This is a genomic window from Methanoculleus taiwanensis, assembly GCF_004102725.1.
GTDB lineage: Archaea > Halobacteriota > Methanomicrobia > Methanomicrobiales > Methanoculleaceae > Methanoculleus_A > Methanoculleus_A taiwanensis.
Genome location: NZ_LHQS01000003.1, coordinates 243,511 through 264,637, shown reverse-complemented (window position 1 = coordinate 264,637; position 21,127 = coordinate 243,511). Strand labels below are relative to the sequence as shown.

Sequence of the window (21,127 nt, the reverse complement as noted above, 5' to 3'; positions counted from 1 at the left end):
CTATGCGGACTTCCAGGTATAGTGCCTGTTGACCATGTAGTTCCAGGCGAATGCGATGAGGATTCCTGCAAGGTTTGCGAGCAGGTAGTATACCCCTGCGATCTCGGTCAGCACGTACAGAACGGTCAGGTTGATCAGGAGGCCGCCGATCGCGACGAACTGGAACGATGCGAAGCGATGCAGTTTCCGCTCGAGTCGGAGGTTCTTCGGCGATTTAAACGTCCAGACGTCGTTCCAGAAGAAGTTGTTCATGATGGAGAGTTCGATGGCGATGAGAGCCGAGAGAAGGTAGTAGAGTCCTGCGTATTCGGTCAGGAGATAGAGCAGCCCCATGTTGACGAGAATTCCCGATATCCCGACGAGCCCGAAACTGAAGATCTTCTTCCACTCATGCCAGACCGCCCCGTTACGGTGCCGGAGCGAGAAGAACGCGATATCGCTGCACTGTTTGAGGTAGTCGAGTATCGTTGCGGGTTTCAGTTTGCTCTCGCCTTCTTCCCGGTCTTTGAAGACGAAGGGGATCTCGACGAATGAGTCCCAGCGTCCCTTGCCGAGAACCTCCATGAGAATTTTATAGCCCCGCGGTTTGAGCGGTGCATCGGCAACGACGCTCCGGCGGACGGCAAAAAAGCCGCTCACCGGGTCGGTGATATCCGGGAAGAGCGCCCGGCCGAAAGCCGTCGCACCGAGGGAGATGATGCGCCGTTTCAGCGGCCACGCTTCGATGCTCCCTCCTTTCATGTACCTGCTGCCGATAGCGACGTCGTTACTCCGCTGAATCGCTTCGTAGAAGCTGGGGATGAGCTCCGGAGGATGGGAGAAGTCGGCGTCTATCACCTGAAAGATCCCTGACCGGGCATGCGAAAAGCCGTCGACGACCGACTGCGACAGGCCGTGATCGTGCATCCGGACGATGAGCCGCACGTTGGTTTTGCGTGCTGCAAGTCCCTCTGCAATCCCGATAGTGCCGTCACGGGAGTTGTCGTCCACGATGAGGATCTCGCCGCGAAGACCGCTCGCGGTAAGAACGTCATCCACTGCTTCGACGATCGCCGCGATATTTTCTTCTTCGTTAAAGGTGGGGATGATGACGGAGAGGTCATAGTCGGTATTCATATTCCGTCTCCTCGTTTACGGCGATACGAAGAGGTATATCCCCATATTCTGTCCTGCATACCTGGTGTTCTGCTGAAGCCAGGCAAGGGCGTCTCCGTTCGGGTTTGCGGCATTGAGATCGCCGGTCACGACATAGAATGTCCGGGTATTAGCGTGCCTGTCCTGTATCGATATAAGATCCTGGGAGGTTGTGGCCCCGTACTCGATAGTGCTGTCCGTTGTATTGTCGTAGTAGTAGTTGAGTGGCTGGTGCATATAGCCGGGCATCACGACGACGACGTCCCCGGCCGCCGTGTTCTCTCCGAGGGCTGCCGAAAAGCCTCGCCAGTCGTTCTTCTGGTACTCGGTATAGTACGAGGCAAGGAACGGCACGCTCAGCAGCATGATGACCACGATAAAGAGGTAGATGGCTTTTTTCCCCGGGAATACCGTGAAGAGAGCCTGGTACGATGCGGCGATCCCGACGAAGTAGAACGGCAGGAGGTAGATGAGATAGCGCGGAAGCATCGGCATGCTCGTCGAGAGCAGAAGGCTGACGATCAGCGGGAGAACCATCATGGTAATGAGGAGCAGTGCTCCCTGTTTGTTGTCTCTCCAGACAAAAGCGGTGCCGACGACGAAGAGCACCAGGAACAGGATCATGACGAACTCGTTGTACCCCGAGACCTGCCGCACCGTTTCGTAGATGATGGGGAGGCTCTGGATGCCGTAGGTCGGGGCGGCCGCCGTCCGTTCCACGAAGAGGCCTGCGGTGACGATGATGAGGGGGAGGCTGGCGAGGACGAATGCCAGCCCGCCGATGATCAGGTTTTTCATTTGTCCGAGGTCTTTCTTGAGTTCTCCCGCCTGAGCGGCGAGTCCGAAGAGCAGGAGAATGCCGACCGGGACGAAGGCGTAGAAGTGTGTCCAGAAGGCAAGGGACGAGAGGATGCCGAAGAGTATCCAGGAAGATAGGTCGTTCGTCCGGAGTGCCTTGAAGTAGAAGGGGAGGGAGAGCGCGAAGAAGAAGAGCATCGGTGCATACGCACGCGCCTCCTGGGAGTACGTGATGTGGAACGGAGCGAAAGTCAGGAGCGCCGCCGCAATGATGCCGGTATTCTTATCCCGGAACGTCGCTCCGACGAAGTAAAAGACCGGTATCGTCAGTACGCCGAGGAGTGCGGGGAGAAGGCGGAGGATGAACTCGCTGTTTCCGAAGACGAGCATGATATGCTCCATCCAGTAGAAGAGGGGCGGGTTGAACTCGCCTCCTGCCGTGCTCGCCCAGATGCCTGCAAGTGACTGGCGGGCAAAGTAGAGCGTCGACGCCTCGTCGAGCCAGAGGGAGTTGTAGCCGAGGTTGTATAACCGTAAGAGCAGCCCGACGGCGGTAAGGACGGCGAGCATCTGCATGTACGGGCAGGTCTTCGCGAGCGTCAGTATCCGTCCGGGGAGCGAGGTCTCCTCCATCGCAGTTCCGTCGCCGGGTGTTGTGTCACAGAATACGTTCGACGAAGACGGCTTTTCTTTTTTCTCTCTCCCCTGCTTCTTCTTCATGAGAATCATTAAATCTATGGTGCGGGCGCAGATAATGGTTGCTGGGCGGCATCAGGCCGGTTTGCCTCTGCGACCCTGCCGGCCCGGAGCTGCGGCCGTATCTCCCCTCGAAACATTATTTCCCGCAACCCTTCGGGTGCGGGGGTTCTGTTTCATGAACGTGCATGCCGTTGAACGGTGCAGGTATGCCGCCGTCTCTTTATTTCCCCGATTTTCCGAGAGTAAAAGCATAAATACTCGATTGTGCAACTCCTACTCCATGGAAAGGGTAATCAGCGGGGTATTTTTCGTAGCCATCCTGATTCTGGCGCTCGCATCGGCGGGGTGTGCTGATCTCCCGCCGGAAGAGTCCTCCTTCTGGTCGGCAGCGTCGTCGTCGGGGAGCGGCAGTTCGGGTACATCGTCGGTTACGCCCACCCATACGTACGTCACGCAGGCGACGCCTTACCCGACCACCGCGGGCGGCAGCGGTCTTGCGCAACCGACGTACCGGGCACCGCCCGAGGCGGGTCAGGGAAATAGCACGTATCTTGAGATATACAATGCCACGGCACGGTACAACTACACGACTGACGCATTCGTCTACAACCTCTCGTCACCGCCGCTTGTGATTGCGTTTGCGGTGACACCCGATATGGTCACCCGGACGAAGACCGTCACCAGCCAGTACGGTTCGCAGAAGGAAGAGACCGTGACCGTGACCAACATCAATAATCAGGCCTGGTTTACCGTGACGGTTCGCGACCAGGGGAGCGGAGCGATCGTTCTGCAGGATGGATTTGCAAAGACGTACAGCACCGAGGCCCGGAAAGAGGTGACGGTGAGGACGGCAGGCGTGTACCTGATCGAGATGACCGGCAACCTGGTCAAGGTCGATGTGAGGATGCGCGCAGGTTCGCCGTAGATCCTGCTGCAGTTCCCTGTCGCCTTTTTTTAAGATCTCGTCTGAATCCACTCGCATCTCCGGCTATCTCCTCAATTCATGGAGCATTGGTGAAGCAACGAACAGTTCTCCGGGTGTGGGCGCTCCACCCGGAGAGGAATGCTTTTTATCCCTGGAAGATCTACCTTATTAGGCAGGTCTAACAGCCCTCAAGTCCCGGTAGGGTAGTGGATATCCTAGAAGCCTGCGGAGCTTTTGACCCGGGTTCAAGTCCCGGCCGGGGCGTCATTTATTTTTCTCATCTCCTTACGACAGCCTTCTGCTCTTTGTATCGTGTCCCGATGAATGAGAACTGCCGGTTCTTTCCTGGTACCGTTCGCCCGCAGGAGCGGTCAAGACTGCCGTTATCAGTATCCGGGTTGAGGATCTGAGCCGCCTTCCCGGAGAGCGTGCCGACCGATGGCGGTGCGCCACGGGTGGAGCCATGGAGTTCGCCGAAATGCTCGGGTTTGCGAGGAACGATCCTCCGACAAAAAGAGTACGTGTATTCGTCCGGCTCCTCCCGGCATCCGCAGAGGTGACGGTCTTCAGGGCTCGGAACTCTGAAAAAGGCGGTTGCAGAGCCGTCAGGGTTCCCGCGTGATCTCCGTGATATACGCCACGCCGAGTTTCGCTCGCCGTATCCGGGTGCTGTCGAGAAGGTGGCGCATATCGACGAACTCGCCCTCGTTCACGATCCACCGGATACGGGTATCCAGATCGAGCGTTCCGTCCCAGGGAACATTCCTGAAGACGACGCCGTGGTTATGCAGGTACATCGCTTCGGCACCGGGGTTTGCCGGATGGCGATAGGAGAGCGACGCGATGCACCCGGGGTCGAAGGAAGAGAGGTCGCCGGTACGGTTGACGCCGATGCCGAAACTGACCATCGTATCCCCGCGGTACTTCGGCTCTTCATCGATTGCGAGCCACTCTTCGATATTCTGCGGATCCATAATCGACGAACCGTCCGCGGGGGCGCACCTCCGGACGGGGGCGTGCTTCACCCCGGAGCTGCAGACCCCGGCGACCACCGACCACATGGCAACGGCCACGACGCCGGCATGTTCCAGCCTTCGCTCTTCAGCGAGGCTGAAGATCAGCCGGTAGAGGTCCGCAAGGGTGATCCCGTCTTCGCTTCCGGTCTCTATGGTGATTATCTCGGCGAACGGGCCGTCGAGGGCGACATTGAACCCCGAGTAGATCCGGACGTCTCCCGTATCCTTCACCGGTGCGAAAAAATCCGGTGTGTTATTGCCGTCGGTGGGCAGCCAGACCATCGCGCCGTGCAGGGACACCATCTCGCCGAGGAGGGAGAATGCATCGGAGAGATCCTCCCCGAGCGCCCCGAGGCCGAGAGCGTAGCCGGTGTCGGAGAAGCGGAGGGTGCGGATATCCTCCTCTCCGAGCCGTGCATAGAGTACGTTCTCAAGGCTCCCGACGACGCGGAGTGCGCTCTTCTTCCGGGATACGGGTTCTATCGAGTAGCGCACGCCGCTCTGCACCGCCGAAGGTCGCTCTATCTCCTGCAGGACGGAGAGGCTCGCTCCCGGGGCGGAAGATGCGGCGACCGCTTCCTGCCGCGTCGGATAGATCAAGAGGATGGTATGGACTCCCGCCATCTCGAGGACTTTTCGCGGGTAGTCGCCGACTCCTGCAAGGGCGACGGAGCCGCTGCGCTCTTTCATCCGTTTCCGCAGAGCGATGAATACGCGAATTCCTCCGCTGCTGAGGTAGGTCATGGCGCTGCAGTCGAGGACGATTGCACGGTCATCGTCCTGCAGGGCTGCGGCGATACCCTCCGATAGGCGGCCGGCGCCGAATCCGTCGAGTCTTCCCGTGAGGGTGGCGATCAGGACGCCGTCTCTTCGTTCACAGTGTATATCCATCTCTTTCCCGAGTACGGTATCGGAACGGTTCCGGTTAAGCATTTTCAAACCGTGCCGGGGGGTCAGGGTGCCTCGCGGGATGCGCTACGTTTAACTGGGATGAGTGTCCTGACGATGGATGACCATGGAGGACTGAAACAATGGTGAAAGTTACGATCGACCGGGAAGGCTGTATCAGCTGCGAGGCCTGCTGGCTGCTCTGCCCCGATTTCTTTGAGCAGAATCCGAACGACGAGCTCAGCCAGGTAACCAAGCCGTATCGGCTCGGGGACGACCCAGCAGAAGGGGACGCACCTGCATCGCAGGAGGATTGTGTCCGTGAGGCCGCCGATCAGTGTCCGGTGACGGTGATATTCGTCGAGGATTGATCGGGCTGCTGGACGGCACCGTGCCGCTTGCAGGGAATTGTCAAGGTTATGGCCAACAAAAGTATATGTGTTCTGCCGTCCTGTGGGTGTCTGCCTGAGAAAAGGATCAGACCGGGATACATCGTCGGGATACCGTGAATTTACAGGTCGAGACGGTATAAGCCTGTAAATGACAAAGACACGATATCCTGATCCGGGATACATCCTCTGGTATGCATTCATTTCTCGGGCACCCTCTTCTTATGTTATGGTGCGGCACTCTGCCGGGGCACTGTCGATGGGCTGTCTCATAGGCCGCGGTTCTTTTTAATCGCCTGAATCCCGCATCGCAGATTACAGGGGGGATTATTAGGATACCCGCCTTCTGTGGCGAGCCTCTTGACGGTCTGCCGCCATGCCGGTTGGCTGCTGACGCCTGTCACCGTCCTTGCGTTCTCTCCCTGTGGGAACGATCGTTTCTGCACAGATCTGCCGCGGATGGGTGAGGGGCGGCCTGGTCATGCCTGGTTGTATTGGCTGTGGCAATTGTTGAAAAATCATTATATAGTATAGAGACTATGGGAGTGTTTGCCTGAGAGGGGGATCACACCTGAAGGTGCATCGCCGTGGTGAGGTGAATGCATAAGTCGAGTCGGTACAAGACTTATGCATGACAAAGACATCTCACCGCAGTCCGGAATGCACCTAGGGTATGCATTTCTCTCTCGGGCACCGTTCTTTTCAGTAGTCTTGTGCCTCTTGCGGATTGCCGTGCAATTCCAGGCGATGAAATCCTCCCGCTCAGAACGGTGGGAAGCCCTATGCCCGTCTATGGCCTCGGTCCGACGACGTTCGAGAGTGAGGTTACCTTTCCTTTGTCGCTCTCTGGGAGAACCGATATGTTCCCGTTCGTCTCGAGGACGATCGCGTGCACGCTCGCAAGGCTGTCTGTCCCGTGCGCCCTGAGCGCCTGCTCTATCTCCGCCTCGGTGATCCGTTCCGCCTTCATGGCGTCCCGGAGCAGTTCGCCCCCGTAGTAGAGGAGGCGCGGTTCGGATTTGACCATCCGTTCGACGAGATTAAATCTGACCGATGACCAGGTGACGACGTACTGGAGGCCGACGAGGATGAAGAGTGCGAGGATTCCCTCGAGCAGCGATACGGTCGTGGACGTAATGACCGCTGCAAGGGTCGAACCGATGGCGACGGTGACGATGAAGTCGAAGGCGTTCATCGCGGCGAGCGTCCGTTTACCTGAGATGCGGAGAATGATCACCAGAGCAAGGTAGGCTAAGATGCCGACGATGAGCAGTCTCGCGTAGTCGAAGAGATTTCCGATGACAATATCCTCGATCCAGGTCATATGCCGCCCCCCCGTATCCGTATCGTGCGCCCGCCGTACGGAGGGAACCCTACTTTCCCTGGAATATATAAACTGTATGCCCGCTTGCAGGCAGCAAAAAAATTAGAGAGCAGGGCGGGTCTTCAGCGCCTCGACGAGCAGCCTGATGCCTGCCTCGAGATCTGCCATGTCGATGACCTCGACCGGGGAGTGAATGTAGCGCGCAGCGATGGAGAGGGGGATGCTTGGAATGCCCTCCCGCTCCAGGTGAATGATGGTCGCGTCGGTGTTTCCGCCTGTCCCCACCTCGATCTGCACGGGTATATCGTTCTTCTTGCCGGTCTCCCGGAGCCATGCGGTCATCCTGGGATCGGCCATCAGCCCGCGTCCGCTGGCGCTGACGATGACGAGTACCGGGCCTTTGCCCATCTCGACGCTCGCGTCACGCTTCTCGATACCCGGGTGGTCGCCGGGGATGGTGACGTCGGTTGCGATGGCGCAGTCGGGGTTCAGCGAATATGCGCTGACCTTCGCGCCTTTCAGGCCGATCTCCTCCTGGACGGTGAAGACGCCGTAGATGGTATGCGGGGACTTTGCCTGCTGGAGCGTCCGGATCAGCATCGCGACGCCGACGCGGTTGTCGAGCGCTTTACCTGTCACCCGGTTCCCTGCAAGGTCGGCAAACTCGCGGTCGATGGTGATGGGCGTTCCGATCTCGATGCCGAGCGCTGCCACCTCGTCGGCACTCGCCGCACCTATATCGATGAACATATCCTCGATCTTGATCTCCTTCTTCCGCTCCTCGTCCTTCATCTTGTGCGGGGGTTTCGCCCCGATGACGCCGCGGACCGGGCCCTTCGCACCGTGCAGCACGACGCGCTGGGTATAGAGGACAGGTCCGAACCAGCCGCCGAGCGGGACGACCCGGATGAACCCTTTGTCATCGATATACTGCACCATCAGGCCGATCTCGTCCATGTGGGCGGCGACCATGATCGAGAAATCCCCGCCGCGTTTGACGGCGATCAGGTTGCCCATGGTATCTTCGCGGATCTCGTCGACGTGCCCGGCGAGTTCTTTTCTGACGATCTCCCTGATGTTCCCTTCGCTGCTCGTCAGACCGTGTGCATCGGAGAGCGTTCGCAGTAGTTCTTTTACCATTATTTTTCACTCCATGAGTCTTTCCAGTCTCTCGACCGCCCGCACGAGGTTCTCCCGCGAGGTTGCATAACTGAAACGGGCGTAGCCTGCAGCGTTCCGACCGAACGCCTCGCCCGGGACGATGACCACTCCCTTCTCGATCGCCTGTTGTATAAGCGTTCGCCCCATCGGGACGAACATATAAAACGCGCCTTCGGGGCGCGGGAACTCGAGTCCGATACCGGTCAACCCGTCGTAGAGGATGTCCCGGCGGGCGCGGTACTCGTCCCGCATTGCTGCGACCGGCGTCTGGTCGCCGGTATACGCGGCGAGGGCGGCGTACTGAGAGGCGGCGGTGGCGCAGGCCTGGCAGTACTGGTGCACTTTCATGCACTGGTCGACGTATTCGGTAGGCCCTGCAAGGAACCCTACCCGCCACCCGGTCATGGCGTAGGTCTTGCTCGCGGCGTTGATGGTGATGACGTCCTCGCCGTAGCGGGCGGCACTGCAGTGCTCTTTTTCGTAGGTGAAATGTTCGTAAACCTCGTCGCTCACGACGGTGACGCCCCGGTCGTTCGCGTACTCGACGAGCGCCCGGATGGACGCTTCGCTCTCGACCATTCCCGTGGGGTTTGCGGGGGTGTTCAGGATGAAGAGGCGTGCGCCGTCCATCTGCTCTTTCGCCGCCTCGACGTCGATATGCAGCGTCGCATCGAGCGCCAGCCCCTCTGGGCGCCCGCCGGCAAGGGTTGCGAGTGTCGGGTAGGCGACGAACCCGGGGTCGGCGAAGAGGACACGATCGCCGGTATCGACGAGCGTCTGCATCACGAGGTGCAGCGCCTCGCTCCCGCCCGCCGTGACGATGATATGCTCCGGGGTATAGGGGAGGGTATTCTCCCGCTGCAGTTTCTCGCAGATGGCGTCCCGGAGCTCGATTATACCGGCGTTTGCGGTGTAGCCTGTCTTCCCCTCGCGGATCGAGCGGATCGCCGCCTCCTTGATATGGTCGGGCGTATCGAAGTCGGGCTGGCCGATGCCGAGATTGATCGCGTCAGGCCCTCCCGCGTCGAAGAGTTTTCGTATCCCCGACGCCTCGACCCCGAGAACCCGTCGGGCGTATCGTCGTGTCGTCATGTCGATCGTTTGTATCCCCGTTCACTCGATATTTGCGTGCCGGCACCGGAGATCTTCGACGTCGCACTGGGTGATCTCCATGAGGCGGGAGATGATGGCGTCGGCAAAGACCATGGCCGTCGTCTCGAAGATGGTGCCGAGAGGTGCGAACGATTTGTGCTCGCCCATCATCTGCCTGATCTCGAACTCCACAGACTCGTCGGTGACCCTGTCGCGCTGGCTCTCGATGATGACGGTGCAGTCGGCCATGCGGCCGATCCGGGAATCCCGCTTCGATGAGATCAGGCAGACTTTGCCGCCGATCTCCTTGACGGTCTCGGAGATATCGGCAACCGTCTTCGTCTCGCCCGACCCGGAGAACGCGATGATGATATCTCCCTTCCTCATCGCCGGGGTGACGGTCTCGCCGACGACGAAGGACTGCAGCCCGAGGTGCATGAGCCGCATTGCAAAACCTTTCGCCACGAGTCCGGAACGGCCGGCGCCTATCGTATAGATGCGGTCTGCATTCAGTATCTCGTTCAGCAGCGCATCGATCTCTTCATCGGACGTGACATCGGCGATCGTGCGTATCTTGGTTGCCATAAGCCGCATCATGTCCTTAACCGGGTGATTTGTCATCGTACTTCCTGTTACACGTTGTCATCAGATCATACATTAGAATATCTGCTTCTGTCCTAACGCCGGACATGGGGGCGTATGGCGGAGCGTTCCGGGCGCAGTCCTCTGACCGGGGCGAATGTGCAGAAAGTGCCCTTATTTTTGCGTACATCTTCTGCTGCCGATCTCTCGGCGGATCCCTCTGCTTGATTGTGCCGTTTCGGTTATTTTTGAGCCTTCTTTCTATTTTGGTCTATTATATCTGGTAAAAATCTGTAACGCCTCTCCGGATCCTGTATGTTTCCGGGAAAAAGAATATGAAAGAGTGTCCCTCAGTACATTGGTACGAACGAAACGTCTGGCTGTAGTTTTTGCGGGGAATTGCGTTTCATTACATCATGCTTTACTCAATATAAAAATGCCGAAAGCATTGTCTAAAAATCCCCCGCCGGCCGGACCGCACGCAGCATACGCAGCGAGCCGCCCTTCGCCCGTGTTCCGCGGGCAGAGATGGCAGAGAAGTTTCAGTGATGGCAGGAGTATCCCATGGGCAGTGTTACGACAGCAGCAACGGAGGCGGGCGACGGCGCAGTCCTCGCGCTCCTGGACGAGAATGTCAGAGAGTGGTGTATACGAAAATTTGGCGGGCGGGACGCTCTCTTTACACCCCCGCAGCGGATGGCGGTACCCCTCATTCACGAGGGGAAGAACGTCCTTATCTGCTCGCCGACGGGTTCGGGGAAGACCCTCTCCTCGTTTCTTGCGATCATCGACGGGCTTTGCGTCCTTTCGCGGACGGAAGGGCTTGCCGACAGCGTCTACTGCCTCTACGTATCGCCCTTAAAGTCCCTCGCAAACGATATCCAGAAGAATCTGGCCGAGCCCCTCGCCGGGGTCAGGGAGATCATGGAGGAGCGCGGTATAGCCGCGACGCCCATCCGGCACGCCATCCGGCACGGCGACGTCTCGCGGGCGGATAAGGCGAAGATGAGCCGGAAGGCTCCGCACATTCTCAACGTCACCCCGGAGACGCTTGCTATCCTCTTAAACTCCCCGCGCTTTCGGGAGAAGCTTAAGACCGTGCGCTGGGTCGTCGTCGACGAGATCCACTCGCTCGCCGGTTCGAAGCGGGGCGTCCACCTCTCGGTCAGCCTTGAGCGGCTCGAGGAGCTCATCGGAAGACCTGACGGCGGGTTCGTGCGGATCGGCTGTTCGGCGACGATAGAGCCGCTCGACGAGATCGCCCGGTTCCTTGCGGGGGCGGAGCGCGACGTGACGATCGTCGATACCCGGTTTGCCCGGGAGTTCGACCTCGAGCTCGTCTGCCCGGTTCCGGATCTCATCGAGGCCTCTCCCGAGGAGGTGAACGCCCGCCTCTACGCTATTATCCATGAGATGGTGCAGGAGCACAAAAACACCCTCGTCTTCACGAATACGCGGAACGGTGCCGAGCGGGTTCTCCATAACCTCCGGGTGCGCTATCCGGGCTACTACTCGGGCGAGAATACCGGGTGCCACCACGGGTCGATGGGGACGGAAGGGCGGCTTACCGTCGAGGATAAACTCAAGTCCGGGGAACTGAAGGTCGCCACCTCCTCGACCTCGCTCGAACTCGGGATCGATATGCCCTATATCGATCTCGTCCTCCAGGTGGGCTCCCCGAAATCGGTCGCCGCGCTCCTCCAGCGGATCGGCAGGGCCGGCCACCGGCTCGGCGAGGTCGTGAAGGGGAGGATCCTCGTCCTCGACCGCGACGAGCTCGTGGAGTGCGCGGTGATGCTCCGCGAGGGAAGGGGCGGTTTTGTCGACCGGATCCATATCCCGGAGAATTGCCTCGACGTCCTCACCCAGCACGTCTTCGGGATGGCGCTCGACGGCGGGCAGAATATCGACACCGCGCTCGCCGTCGTCCGGCGCTCCCACTGCTACCGCACGCTCGACGAGGAGGAGTTCATGAGCGTCATCCGCTACCTCTCCGGTGACTACGCGGGATTCGAGGAGCGGAAGATCTACGCCAAGATCTGGTACGACGCAGAAAGCCGGACATTCGGCAAGCGCGGGCGGAACGCACGAATGATCTACTTCTTAAACTCGGGGACGATCCCGGACGAGTTCTCCTGCGACGTCCTCACCCGGGACCAGGTGCGGGTCGGCACGCTCGACGAGAAGTACCTCGAGCGGATGAACAAGGGCGATGTCTTCACCCTCGGCGGGCAGCGCTACACGTTCGTCTACCGGCGCGGGGGAAAACTCTACGTCGACCCGACGCGGGATCGCCCCACGATACCGAGCTGGTTTTCGGAGAAGCTCCCCCTCTCCTTCGACCTCGGCGGGCATGTCCTCCTCTTCAAAGAGCGGATGATCGGGCTGATGCAGGAGATGGGACGGGAGGAGCTCGTCGATCACCTGCTTGCCGGATATCCTATCGACGGGAACAGCGCCCGGAGCATCTGCGAGATCTTCGAGCACCAGGCCGGATATCTCGGAACCGACGCGATCCCGACGCCGGAGCGGATCGTCGTCGAGGAGCAGGCGGACACGACGAATCAGCGTCGCCTCTACTACGTAATGACCAACTACGGCCTCCGGTTCAACGATGGATTCTCCCGGATCGTCGCCTACCTCATCTCGCAGGAGGTGACGACGAACGTCTCGGTCGGGATCAGCGATACGGGGTTTGCCGTCTCGATCCCGCTTGAGAAGAGTGCTGATCTCCCCGCCATCCTCGCCCGGCTCAGACCCGAGGACTGCGAGGCTATCCTCGAGGTCGCGATCGAGAACACCCAGCTCCTGAAGCGTCTCTTCCGGATCAACGCGTCCCGCTCCTACATGATCCTCCGGAACTACATGGGACGGCGGAGGAGCGCCCGGCGGCAGCAGGTGAGCGCCGATATGCTGATCTCGTTCGCAAGCAGCCTTCCGGAGTTCGCGGTAATGAAGGAGACCTACCGCGAGGTTATCGAGGATAAGTTTGAGGTGGCGAATATCAAGCAGATCGTCGCCGCCATCCGGGACGGCGGGATCGAGGTGGTGCAGACGGCCGCTCCCTCGCCGAGCCCGATGGCCTTCGGGATAGCGACCCTCGGTATCAGCGACGCCGTCTACGTCAAGGACAAGCTCTCGCTCCTGCGGGAATTCCAGCGCCGGGTGATCAGCAGCATCGCGGGGGAGATGGCGGCGTGAACTGTGCGATGGAGGCGGAGCTCCTCGAGCGGTTCGACTTCTTCTCTGGTGCCCTCTATATCCGCGAGAAGAAGCTCTGCGTCGTCTCCGACATCCATATCGGCCTTGAAGAGACACTCTATGCACAGGGGCTGCACTTCCCGCTCCGTGAGGGGGCGACCCTCCTCGACCGGTTCGAGGCGATCCTCGAGCGGTTCAGTCCGGAGATATTCGTCCTCGACGGCGATATCTTCCACTCCTTCGACCGCATCGCCCGGAGCGTGCAGAAGAAGTTCGTGACGATCGTTGAGCGGCTCCGGGCGGAGTGCGAGGTCGTCTTCGTCCGGGGGTCGCACGATACCATGCTTCCGTCGGTGATGGCAGGGAGCGTCGAACGCTACGATGCCGGGGAGTATACGGTGATCCACGGCGACCAGACGTTCCCCGACCACGGATTTCTGGTGATGGGGCACGACCACCCGGTGATCGAGATCGAACTGCAGCGGTTCCCCTGTTTCCTCTACGGGCAGGGCGTCGTGAACGGGAAGGACCTTATCATGATGCCCGCGTTCAACCCGCTCTCCCCGGGCGTCATCATCAATTACGCGAAAGGCCGCGACTTCCTCTCTCCCCTCCTCCGGCGGGTGGATGCGGGGAGGCTCCAGCCGGTGGTGGAGGTCGACCGCGAGGTCGTGATCTTCCCGCCCCTCGCGGAGATGCGGCGGCTGATGTGAAGACGGCGGCATGGTCTCTCTTCCCGGCGTGCCGGGATACGCAGGATGAGGGCTGCTGGGAGTGCCCTGCGGAACACCCTGAAGTCAACCCGGTGAAGTTCTGGCTCTACTTCACAGAACCGGAATGGCGCTTTCTTCTATCCCCTCGTCGCAACGCTCGCCGAATAGGCATGAGTAGCGCCTATCGAGCGAGGAATTCCCAGCCTTCAAATCGATTCCTTTATTAACTGCAAATAGTTAATTTCCCTCTTGGCTATACCTGAACCGGTTGATCGCGAATACCGGAGTGAAGACCAGAAGAGCCGGATGCCGGGTTTCATCCAGCTGTCGAACGTACAACGACCCTCAAACAGCCCGTAGGCATTACGCGTCGGATCTCTTCGTACGTATGAGTGCGCTCATGGTGTCTCCCGCCTGACAGATGACTCCCGAACGGGTCAGGGCAGTCGATCAATCCGCCCGATGGTCTGCCGGATTTTCGGTATAAGACGGCTCCGTGCGAACAGGGGTGGTAAACATGGTGAAGAGAGAGATTGCAATCGGCCTAGCGGTCCTTCTGCTGATCGCTATCGGGACGACACTGCTGCCGGCAGGATATCCGCAGGAGGATGGAGACGTATTCGAGAGGATGGAGGTCGCCAACCCATACTGTTTATGGGATGTCTCTACGATCACCTCTGCTGTCGCCTTACCCGAATACCCCAGGCAGCTCATGGTCTACCTGGTGGTTGATACCGCTGTGTCGAAGGACGATGCCCTGAAGGCGGCGGAGAAGTTCGGCATGACCGGACCGCTTGAGGAGGATGCACTGGCGTATTACGTCACGGGCGATCCCTACACGTTTGAGATTGAAAAAAAGACTGGAGATATGGCCTACATCTGGGATGGTCGATGTGGTGGTGCGGATCCAAGGGACTGCCCTGAAAACCTTCCGACCGACGAAGAGTGCCGGAAGATCGCCGAGGCATTCCTCACCTCGCACGACCTCATGCCCGAAGGGGCGGTATTTTCAAGTGTGTCTCAAGGTAGTAAGAGAATCTTTTCGAACCATTCGGGAGATACACCCATCGCCACGTACGAGGATCGTGATGTCCTCTTCACCGACACACTGAGCGGCTTTCCCGTGGTCGGAAGCGGGATCCGGGTCACCATCGGCGGGGGCGGCGATATTCTCGAGGTCAGCAGACACTGGTGCGGTGTCGAGCCCTACAGGGAGTTTGCGATCCTCTCTCCCGAAGAAGCGCTTGAAGAACTCAGAGAGACCGGTATCTTCACCACGGTAAGTTTCCCAAAGAAAGCAATCGCCAACGAGATCCGGCTCTGCTATTATACAGCTCCGCCCGGCCCCGGGCAGCCCTACCTCACACCGACCTACTACCTTTACGGAACCGCGATAGGGGATAAAGGAACGGGAATCTTCTGCCAGTACGTCCCGGCGGTTCCCGAACTAGGAAAGAGTCTGTAATGATCTCCCTCCTCCCTTTCATGAAACGGCGATACCATGATGATATAGATTGCAAAATCGGGTTGGCCGCTCTTCCGGCGGGCAGCTGCCGGGACGGCTCCATCCGGTGGGGAGGCCGTCGTCTTCCCGGCCATCGCGAAGATGAATACGCGGTACCGGTCAAGCAATCGTTAAATACCAGCAATCCGCGGCAGATCCTCCGAGATTTCGACCCTCACAGAAGCCCTCAGACGGACGATCTTGGGGCGAGCCATACTCTCCATCCTGTGAAAATTACTCTGGCTCATATGGTCGATATGTCCCTGCCATCCTGCCGTTTTTAGGGAATTGGGGCGATATTTCTCGGTGAATTTTTCTGGCGGGTTCTGGCATCCGGAACTACCGGGAAAACTGGGGAACGGGCGCCGATTTGCCCTCCGTTCGGGACGGGAAGAGGGCTGTTTCCCCTCGCCCGCGGGCGGCCGGGTCTGCGTGCTCCCACTGTGAACTGTCCTGCAGGTGGGCGGGAATATCCGCAGGCTGCGCCCGGTCTAGGGAATAACGCTGTTACAATATACGTATTTCCGAACTCATCGGTCTGACGAGCGGTCAACCGTGGCAATGTATTTATACCGTGAGAATCTTCTTCCACCACAGGGACGGGTTTTGGCGTGTGCCGGTGCAGAGCGGGTGTGAGGGATAAGTGATGAAGAGAAAGGCGTTATTAACCGGATTCACAGTCATTGTGCTGGGAATCATCGTCGTAGGTGCCGTCGACATTCCTCTGCTTCCGAATATCGTCGGATCGTCTGGTTTGTATGTCCTTGCCGCGCCGTTCCCGGACGTGAACGATTCGTATCCGGTCTATCGGACGGTTCCCCCCGACACCAGTACCGAGGAGATCCGGCGCATCGGCAATCTATTCGGTGTATCGGGAGATGTGAGAGGACCTCGAACATCAAGCGGCGAGGCCAAGATTGTCGATGATTCAAAAGGTTCTGCTGAGATATTTTATTATTATACGAATTCCGGAGCGTTCCGGTACTCTATTCCGGATAAAGAGTACCCCAATACTCCTGACAGGCAGCCGGACCTCCCGTCCGACGAGGAGGCTCGTGTGATTGCGGTGACCTACCTGAAGGAGCGAGGCTTTCTTCCTGAGGATGTACACGTTGAGGGGGTGAGGATAGGATGTTCGTATGAAAGCAGCACCTTGACATCTCAAACGGTATATACCCTCACAAAGCAGGTATCATTCTTCAAAGAAATACAGGGACTTCAGGTGTATCATGCAGGCGTCGGGGCGACAATTGGGGAGAACGGCGAAGTGGTGAGTGCCGGAAGTTCTCTCAGGGAATTCGATCCGAAACCGGTCCACGATGTGAAGATCGTGACTCCGGAACAGGCATACCAGCGACTTTCTTCCGGAAACGTCATGATACAGCCACTCCCGTGGGAGTACGATAAAATTGTGGTAACCAATATCTCGCTTGGGTACTGGATGGAGACGAAAACCGAGCCCCAGAAATACATCGTGCCGGTGTACGTCTTTTCGTGCACTGCCACCTGGAACGGCAAGTCGGAAGAAGTTGTCCGATATGTACCGGCGGTCGATCTGTCAGAGATGCAGTATCTCACCTGATTCATCCTCTCCACTTTTTTGCAGACCGTATCCGAAAGAGCCGCGCTCATCCGGGCGGCCGCAAACGACATAGCCTGCCGGTCACCCCCCACGATCCCCGCCGCTCATTTTATATCCCCTCATCCCGATACCCGCGACGATAGCCATGCGGCACAGGAGTCTTGTCATTCTGCTGACGATTGCGATCTCCATCGTGCTGGCGGTCTTCGTCCTCACCTCGACGCCGACCGCGACGGCGACCGCCCTGCCGCTCGATACGATCACGCTCCCGCCGGGCTTTTCGATCTCGGTCTACGCCGGGAACGTCACCGGTGCCCGGTCGATGACGCTCTCCCCGGACGGCACGCTCTTTGTCGGGAGCCGGTCGCCGGGAGCCGTCTACGCCATCCCTGACCGGGACGGGAACGGCGTGGGCGACGAGGTGCTCGTCGTCGCGGATGGGTTGAACTCCCCGAACGGCGTCGCGTTCCTGAACGGCTCGCTCTACGTCGCCGAGATCGGCCGCGTCATCCGCTACGACGACATCGAAGCCCGCCTCGATGATCCGCCCGAGCCTGTGGTGGTAAGCGACGACTTCCCGGACGAGCCCATCCACGGCTGGAAGTTCATCGCCTTCGGCCCCGACGGCAAACTCTACGTCCCCGTCGGCGCTCCCTGCAACGCCTGCAACCCGGAGGACGAGCGGTTCGCGACGATTATGCGGATGAACCCTGACGGATCGGACCTCGAGATCTTCGCACGCGGGATCCGGAACACCGTCGGGTTCGCCTGGGACCCGGAGACGGGCGTTTTGTGGTTTACGGATAACGGCCGCGACTGGCTCGGCGAGGACAGCCCGCCGGACGAACTCAACCGGGCGCCGACGGCAGGACTGGACTTCGGGTTCCCGTACTGCCACGGCACCGCCATCGCCGACCCCGAGTTCGGCGGCGAACGATCGTGCAGCGAGTTTACGCCGCCGGTGCAGGAGCTCGGGCCCCATGTCGCGGCGCTCGGGATGCGGTTTTACACCGGCGAGACGTTCCCGGAGGAGTACCAAAACCAGATCTTCATCGCGGAGCACGGCTCCTGGAACCGCGTCGTTCCGATAGGCTATCGGGTAACCCTCGTCCGGCTCGACGAGAACCGGAAACCCGTCGGATACGAGGTCTTCGCGGAGGGCTGGCTCCAGGGGAGGGAGGCCTGGGGGCGCCCGGTCGACGTGCAGGTGATGCCCGACGGGGCTTTGTCCGTCTCGGACGATACCGCGAACGCCGTCTACCGGATCGCGTACACCGGTGAGGAGTAAAGGGTGCTCACTTCCCTTTCCGGGCGACTCTCCCGAGGTGGAACGGCCCCGGGCGCGACGGCATCATGGGGAACGTGCCTTCCGCCGCGTGCCGGACATCCTCGATGGCGTAGAATGCCTTCGGGTTGTACTGGTGGATGGCGTCGAGGACGTAGGGAAGGTTTTTGCGCTTGATGACGGTGAAGATGATCTTGCCAGGCCCCTGTTTTCCCTGTGCGTCGATGACCGTGACCCCGTAGCCCGATCCCCGGAGGTAGTCGATGAGGTTCGTCGCATCCCGCTGGCTGATGATCCGGACGAGCGTGAGACCCACGGCAAGCCGCTCTTCGACGACCATCCCGACGTAGTTCCCGGCGGCGAATCCTGCGGCGTAGGCGAAGTAGTTGATAGGGTTTGCCACGTTCTGGAAGATCTGGCCGATAGCCACGATCCAGATGAAGACCTCGATGAACCCGAGGATCGGCGCAAGGAGTTTCATGCCCCGCGAGATGAAGATGATCCGCATCGTCCCGAAGGTGACGTCGCAGATACGGGCGAAGAAGATGGCTAGCGGGAGAATGATGAGCGAGAAAAACTCAGGGTCGGGCACCGGGATCGGTATCATTGCTGATCAGCGTTATCCGCCCCGTCATTTAATTTTATCTATAGTGTAAATATATTACTCCGGATCAATAATTCTTTTCCGGGTTTTTCGGGTTTTTTCCGGAATTTAGAGAGGGAACACTCTTCGATCCGCGGCGAAAAAAGACGATCAGGATCGGGAAGCCAGCTTCTCGATCTCTTCCTCGACCTCGCTCATTCCTTTCTGGTAGAACTCGCCCTCTTTCGGGTCGAGCTCCATGAGCAGGCGGTAGAACTCACCGGCGTGCACCTTCTCCTCGTCGGCGATGTCCTTTAAGACCTCTTTTGCGAGGGGGTCGTCGGTGGCGTCCGCGAGCTGCATGTAGAGCTGGATCGCCTCGAACTCCGCCGCCATGTTGTAGCGGATGGCACGGATGAGTTCGTCCTTCGTCAGCTTACGGTCAAGGCTGTTTCCGGCAAACGGTGTTGCAAATTCAGGCATATCTGTCTCCTCCTGATCTCTCTGCAGCCGAATATCCGGCTACCAGAAGTGGTGTTCGCCGAAAGAAGATATAAGGGAGTCGGTATTTGTCTACGAGGCTGTGAAACCGCCCGGTTCCGGCATGACCGGTATCGTTGCTATCCCCGGCCATGCCGGAGGGGGAAGCGTGAAGGCACCGGCCGCGGCACCGGCAGGAATCCCGGGATCGGTGCGGTGTCGGCTTCCGGGGGCTTCCTCCGGCCGCTCTTGAAAAAACGGGCGGTGGGTTACTTCCCGCCTTTCTTCACTTCTTCGATCATCTCTTCGACTTCTTTGGTGCCGTGGTCGTAGTAGTCCATCTCCTCCGGCGCAAGCTCGCGCAGCAGTCGCAGGAACTCCCCGGCGTGCTCCTTCTCTTCGTTCGCCACGTCGACCATCACCTTCTTCACGAGCTCGTTCTCCGTCGAGTCGGCGATCTGCATGTAGAGCTGGATGGCCTCGTACTCCGCGGCGATTGAGAAGCGGATCGCCCGCAGGATCTCGCCGTGGGAGAGTTTGCGGTCAAGGTTGTTCCCTGCAAAGGGATTGGCAAATTCGGGCATGAGTCGATTACCTCCAAAAGCGACCGAACCGTATACTCCGGTTCGTATCGGTGGGGTTCATGGCGGCGGGAGGTAAAAATGATTTGGTGGCGGGTGGGCGGGTCGCACTGCGGCACGGCAGCATGGGGCGTTCAATTATTTTCTTCGGATCGGCAGGTCTCAACGTCGATGATCTGCATTTCGATGAGCTCCTCGCGATCGGTGCAGCCCTTCGCATCGAGGTAGATCTCTATTGCCTCTCTGATCCGGGACGAGAGTTCATCGCGGCTTTTTGCCTGCGTATGGCATCCCGGAAGTGACGGAACCGTCGCGACGAAGTAATCGTCTTCGTCTTTCTCGATAACTACGGTGAATTTCATTCCTTCCAGAGCCCCTGTATGGAGATATTCCGGTGGCTATCCCATCAATCTTTCCTGGCGATGGTGCGCCGTACGTGCCTATGGTATCCGGATGATCGAGACGAGGCCTGTGGTGTTCTTTCGTTCTCTTCGGCGGGGATACCTGTTGCAGAGCGATCACATCCGTCCCGGAACTCTCTGCCGGGAGGGTGTCCTTCCTGATGTGATAGCCCGGGGAGTGGCCGTGCACCCGATCTTGTGCCGATCACCGGCGCTTTCGGGTGAGCGTGTTTTAATTCTGTACTTCCGGAGCCTGCTCGCGAACCTGTCCGCGTGCCGTGTCGCAAAGAGGTGTACATGGTCGCAACTGTCGCAAACCCCGCTTTCGGTGCCGAAGCGTCTCCGGCAGACCGGCGCGTCAGATCTGCCTATCGAGGAGGATCTGCACTGTTCCGTCGTGGAACGTGCCGACGACGATGACCCAGTCGTCGCTCGCGCTCGCATTCGCGTTGACGGCGGTGGAACCGGGAGCGGTGCCGAGGATGACGTAGTGATCCACTCCGGGTGTCGTCCCGTTGATCCAGCACCGGATCTCCTGGAGTTCCTCGATACCGCCGCCGCCGTGGTTCGTGAAGGTGATGGCGGAGCCCGCCCGCTCGGCGGTGACGGGATTGGCGGCGAACCCCGGTATCCACGCGAGGCCGAAGATGAGCGAGGCGATGATCGCCGCGATGATGACGGTGATGGCGACCATGAGGACGGCGCTGATCACTTCGGAGATGGCGCTGTCCCGCTCATTTGGCCGTGGCATGATAGGTGTTATTCGTGCCCCTGAATATACAGGCGTTG

At 59.3% G+C, this 21,127-nt stretch carries 20 protein-coding genes and 1 tRNA gene; 9 read left to right on the top strand and 12 right to left on the bottom strand.

What is annotated here, in order from left to right; translation table 11 throughout:
- Both ABH15_RS11855 and ABH15_RS11850 read right to left on the bottom strand, forming a co-directional pair.
- Window positions 1-1,116: a glycosyltransferase gene (locus ABH15_RS11855; RefSeq protein WP_128694596.1), complete on the bottom strand. Its 1,116-nt coding sequence runs from the start codon at window positions 1,114-1,116 to the stop codon at window positions 1-3.
- Between the two features lie 15 nt (window positions 1,117-1,131).
- Window positions 1,132-2,661, bottom strand: coding sequence for a glycosyltransferase family 39 protein (locus tag ABH15_RS11850; RefSeq protein ID WP_128694595.1), 1,530 nt, complete (start codon window positions 2,659-2,661; stop codon window positions 1,132-1,134).
- 250 nt (window positions 2,662-2,911) lie between these two features.
- Here ABH15_RS11850 and ABH15_RS11845 point away from each other — a divergent pair, with 250 nt between their 5' ends.
- The 3 genes from ABH15_RS11845 to ABH15_RS13720 all read left to right on the top strand — a co-directional run bounded on the left by ABH15_RS11845 (window position 2,912) and on the right by ABH15_RS13720 (window position 4,178).
- Window positions 2,912-3,556 carry a hypothetical protein gene (locus ABH15_RS11845; RefSeq protein WP_128694594.1) on the top strand — a complete coding sequence of 215 codons (645 nt, stop codon included), beginning with the start codon at window positions 2,912-2,914 and terminating at the stop codon, window positions 3,554-3,556.
- Window positions 3,557-3,748: 192 nt separating this feature from the next.
- Window positions 3,749-3,820 (top strand) — tRNA-Arg (locus ABH15_RS11840).
- A 199-nt stretch (window positions 3,821-4,019) separates the two neighbouring features.
- On the top strand, window positions 4,020-4,178 hold the full coding sequence (locus ABH15_RS13720) for a hypothetical protein (RefSeq protein WP_164913747.1): 159 nt from the start codon (window positions 4,020-4,022) through the stop codon (window positions 4,176-4,178).
- Here ABH15_RS13720 and ABH15_RS11835 read toward each other — a convergent pair.
- Window positions 4,162-5,463, bottom strand: coding sequence for an STAS domain-containing protein (locus ABH15_RS11835; protein ID WP_128694593.1), 1,302 nt, complete (start codon window positions 5,461-5,463; stop codon window positions 4,162-4,164). The two genes, ABH15_RS13720 and ABH15_RS11835, sit on opposite strands and share 17 nt — an antisense overlap.
- A 140-nt stretch (window positions 5,464-5,603) precedes the next feature.
- Here ABH15_RS11835 and ABH15_RS11830 point away from each other — a divergent pair, with 140 nt between their 5' ends.
- On the top strand, window positions 5,604-5,831 hold the full coding sequence (locus ABH15_RS11830) for a ferredoxin (protein WP_128694592.1): 228 nt from the start codon (window positions 5,604-5,606) through the stop codon (window positions 5,829-5,831).
- Between the two features lie 808 nt (window positions 5,832-6,639).
- On the opposite strand, the gene ABH15_RS11825 is transcribed toward ABH15_RS11830, so the two are convergent.
- The 4 genes from ABH15_RS11825 to hxlB form a co-directional block, all read right to left on the bottom strand.
- Window positions 6,640-7,173: a DUF421 domain-containing protein gene (locus ABH15_RS11825; RefSeq protein ID WP_128694591.1), complete on the bottom strand. Its 534-nt coding sequence runs from the start codon at window positions 7,171-7,173 to the stop codon at window positions 6,640-6,642.
- Between the two features lie 102 nt (window positions 7,174-7,275).
- On the bottom strand, window positions 7,276-8,313 hold the full coding sequence (locus tag ABH15_RS11820) for a M42 family metallopeptidase (protein WP_128694590.1): 1,038 nt from the start codon (window positions 8,311-8,313) through the stop codon (window positions 7,276-7,278).
- A gap of 6 nt (window positions 8,314-8,319) precedes the next feature.
- A complete protein-coding gene (locus ABH15_RS11815; RefSeq protein WP_128694589.1) occupies window positions 8,320-9,426 on the bottom strand; it encodes a pyridoxal phosphate-dependent aminotransferase in 1,107 nt (368 codons plus the stop codon).
- A 21-nt stretch (window positions 9,427-9,447) separates the two neighbouring features.
- A complete protein-coding gene (gene hxlB, locus ABH15_RS11810) occupies window positions 9,448-10,047 on the bottom strand; it encodes a 6-phospho-3-hexuloisomerase (protein ID WP_128694588.1) in 600 nt (199 codons plus the stop codon).
- Window positions 10,048-10,572: 525 nt separating this feature from the next.
- On the opposite strand from hxlB, the gene ABH15_RS11805 reads away from it, so the two are divergent.
- The 5 genes from ABH15_RS11805 to ABH15_RS11785 all read left to right on the top strand — a co-directional run bounded on the left by ABH15_RS11805 (window position 10,573) and on the right by ABH15_RS11785 (window position 18,296).
- A complete protein-coding gene (locus ABH15_RS11805) occupies window positions 10,573-13,209 on the top strand; it encodes an ATP-dependent helicase (RefSeq protein ID WP_128694587.1) in 2,637 nt (878 codons plus the stop codon).
- Complete coding sequence (locus ABH15_RS11800) at window positions 13,206-13,922, top strand: metallophosphoesterase (RefSeq protein ID WP_128694586.1); 717 nt, start codon at window positions 13,206-13,208, stop codon at window positions 13,920-13,922. The genes ABH15_RS11805 and ABH15_RS11800 overlap by 4 nt, the downstream gene beginning before the upstream one ends.
- A 517-nt stretch (window positions 13,923-14,439) precedes the next feature.
- Window positions 14,440-15,387, top strand: coding sequence for a hypothetical protein (locus ABH15_RS11795; protein ID WP_128694585.1), 948 nt, complete (start codon window positions 14,440-14,442; stop codon window positions 15,385-15,387).
- 685 nt (window positions 15,388-16,072) lie between these two features.
- Window positions 16,073-17,008, top strand: coding sequence for a hypothetical protein (locus ABH15_RS11790; protein WP_128694584.1), 936 nt, complete (start codon window positions 16,073-16,075; stop codon window positions 17,006-17,008).
- 145 nt (window positions 17,009-17,153) lie between these two features.
- Window positions 17,154-18,296: a PQQ-dependent sugar dehydrogenase gene (locus ABH15_RS11785; RefSeq protein ID WP_128694583.1), complete on the top strand. Its 1,143-nt coding sequence runs from the start codon at window positions 17,154-17,156 to the stop codon at window positions 18,294-18,296.
- 7 nt (window positions 18,297-18,303) lie between these two features.
- Here the strand turns inward: ABH15_RS11785 and ABH15_RS11780 are convergent, their stop codons facing one another.
- From ABH15_RS11780 to ABH15_RS11760, 5 genes are all read right to left on the bottom strand, one after another.
- Complete coding sequence (locus tag ABH15_RS11780; RefSeq protein ID WP_128694582.1) at window positions 18,304-18,900, bottom strand: DUF2179 domain-containing protein; 597 nt, start codon at window positions 18,898-18,900, stop codon at window positions 18,304-18,306.
- Window positions 18,901-19,047: 147 nt separating this feature from the next.
- Window positions 19,048-19,359, bottom strand: a complete 312-nt coding sequence (locus ABH15_RS11775; protein WP_128694581.1) for a ferritin family protein — start codon at window positions 19,357-19,359, stop codon at window positions 19,048-19,050.
- A 266-nt stretch (window positions 19,360-19,625) separates the two neighbouring features.
- Entirely contained in the window at window positions 19,626-19,940 is a 315-nt protein-coding gene (locus tag ABH15_RS11770) for a ferritin family protein (RefSeq protein WP_128694580.1), read from the bottom strand.
- Window positions 19,941-20,071: 131 nt separating this feature from the next.
- The gene (locus ABH15_RS11765; protein ID WP_128694579.1) at window positions 20,072-20,299 is read right to left on the bottom strand and encodes a type II toxin-antitoxin system HicB family antitoxin; all 228 of its coding nucleotides are present in this window, start codon (window positions 20,297-20,299) and stop codon (window positions 20,072-20,074) included.
- 397 nt (window positions 20,300-20,696) lie between these two features.
- Window positions 20,697-21,089, bottom strand: coding sequence for a type IV pilin (locus ABH15_RS11760; protein ID WP_128694578.1), 393 nt, complete (start codon window positions 21,087-21,089; stop codon window positions 20,697-20,699).
- Window positions 21,090-21,127: the final 38 nt, after the last annotated feature.

What these genes read in the sequence shown, in the direction of transcription:
- ABH15_RS11855 (WP_128694596.1), bottom strand. Translation starts at nt 1,116, where the DNA reads ATGAATACCGACTATGACCTCTCCGTCATCATCCCCACCTTTAACGAA.
- ABH15_RS11850 (WP_128694595.1), bottom strand. Translation starts at nt 2,661, where the DNA reads ATGATTCTCATGAAGAAGAAGCAGGGGAGAGAGAAAAAAGAAAAGCCG.
- ABH15_RS11845 (WP_128694594.1), top strand. Translation starts at nt 2,912, where the DNA reads ATGGAAAGGGTAATCAGCGGGGTATTTTTCGTAGCCATCCTGATTCTG.
- ABH15_RS13720 (WP_164913747.1), top strand. Translation starts at nt 4,020, where the DNA reads ATGGAGTTCGCCGAAATGCTCGGGTTTGCGAGGAACGATCCTCCGACA.
- ABH15_RS11835 (WP_128694593.1), bottom strand. Translation starts at nt 5,463, where the DNA reads ATGGATATACACTGTGAACGAAGAGACGGCGTCCTGATCGCCACCCTC.
- ABH15_RS11830 (WP_128694592.1), top strand. Translation starts at nt 5,604, where the DNA reads ATGGTGAAAGTTACGATCGACCGGGAAGGCTGTATCAGCTGCGAGGCC.
- ABH15_RS11825 (WP_128694591.1), bottom strand. Translation starts at nt 7,173, where the DNA reads ATGACCTGGATCGAGGATATTGTCATCGGAAATCTCTTCGACTACGCG.
- ABH15_RS11820 (WP_128694590.1), bottom strand. Translation starts at nt 8,313, where the DNA reads ATGGTAAAAGAACTACTGCGAACGCTCTCCGATGCACACGGTCTGACG.
- ABH15_RS11815 (WP_128694589.1), bottom strand. Translation starts at nt 9,426, where the DNA reads ATGACGACACGACGATACGCCCGACGGGTTCTCGGGGTCGAGGCGTCG.
- hxlB (WP_128694588.1), bottom strand. Translation starts at nt 10,047, where the DNA reads ATGACAAATCACCCGGTTAAGGACATGATGCGGCTTATGGCAACCAAG.
- ABH15_RS11805 (WP_128694587.1), top strand. Translation starts at nt 10,573, where the DNA reads ATGGGCAGTGTTACGACAGCAGCAACGGAGGCGGGCGACGGCGCAGTC.
- ABH15_RS11795 (WP_128694585.1), top strand. Translation starts at nt 14,440, where the DNA reads ATGGTGAAGAGAGAGATTGCAATCGGCCTAGCGGTCCTTCTGCTGATC.
- ABH15_RS11790 (WP_128694584.1), top strand. Translation starts at nt 16,073, where the DNA reads ATGAAGAGAAAGGCGTTATTAACCGGATTCACAGTCATTGTGCTGGGA.
- ABH15_RS11785 (WP_128694583.1), top strand. Translation starts at nt 17,154, where the DNA reads ATGCGGCACAGGAGTCTTGTCATTCTGCTGACGATTGCGATCTCCATC.
- ABH15_RS11780 (WP_128694582.1), bottom strand. Translation starts at nt 18,900, where the DNA reads ATGATACCGATCCCGGTGCCCGACCCTGAGTTTTTCTCGCTCATCATT.
- ABH15_RS11775 (WP_128694581.1), bottom strand. Translation starts at nt 19,359, where the DNA reads ATGCCTGAATTTGCAACACCGTTTGCCGGAAACAGCCTTGACCGTAAG.
- ABH15_RS11770 (WP_128694580.1), bottom strand. Translation starts at nt 19,940, where the DNA reads ATGCCCGAATTTGCCAATCCCTTTGCAGGGAACAACCTTGACCGCAAA.
- ABH15_RS11765 (WP_128694579.1), bottom strand. Translation starts at nt 20,299, where the DNA reads ATGAAATTCACCGTAGTTATCGAGAAAGACGAAGACGATTACTTCGTC.
- ABH15_RS11760 (WP_128694578.1), bottom strand. Translation starts at nt 21,089, where the DNA reads ATGCCACGGCCAAATGAGCGGGACAGCGCCATCTCCGAAGTGATCAGC.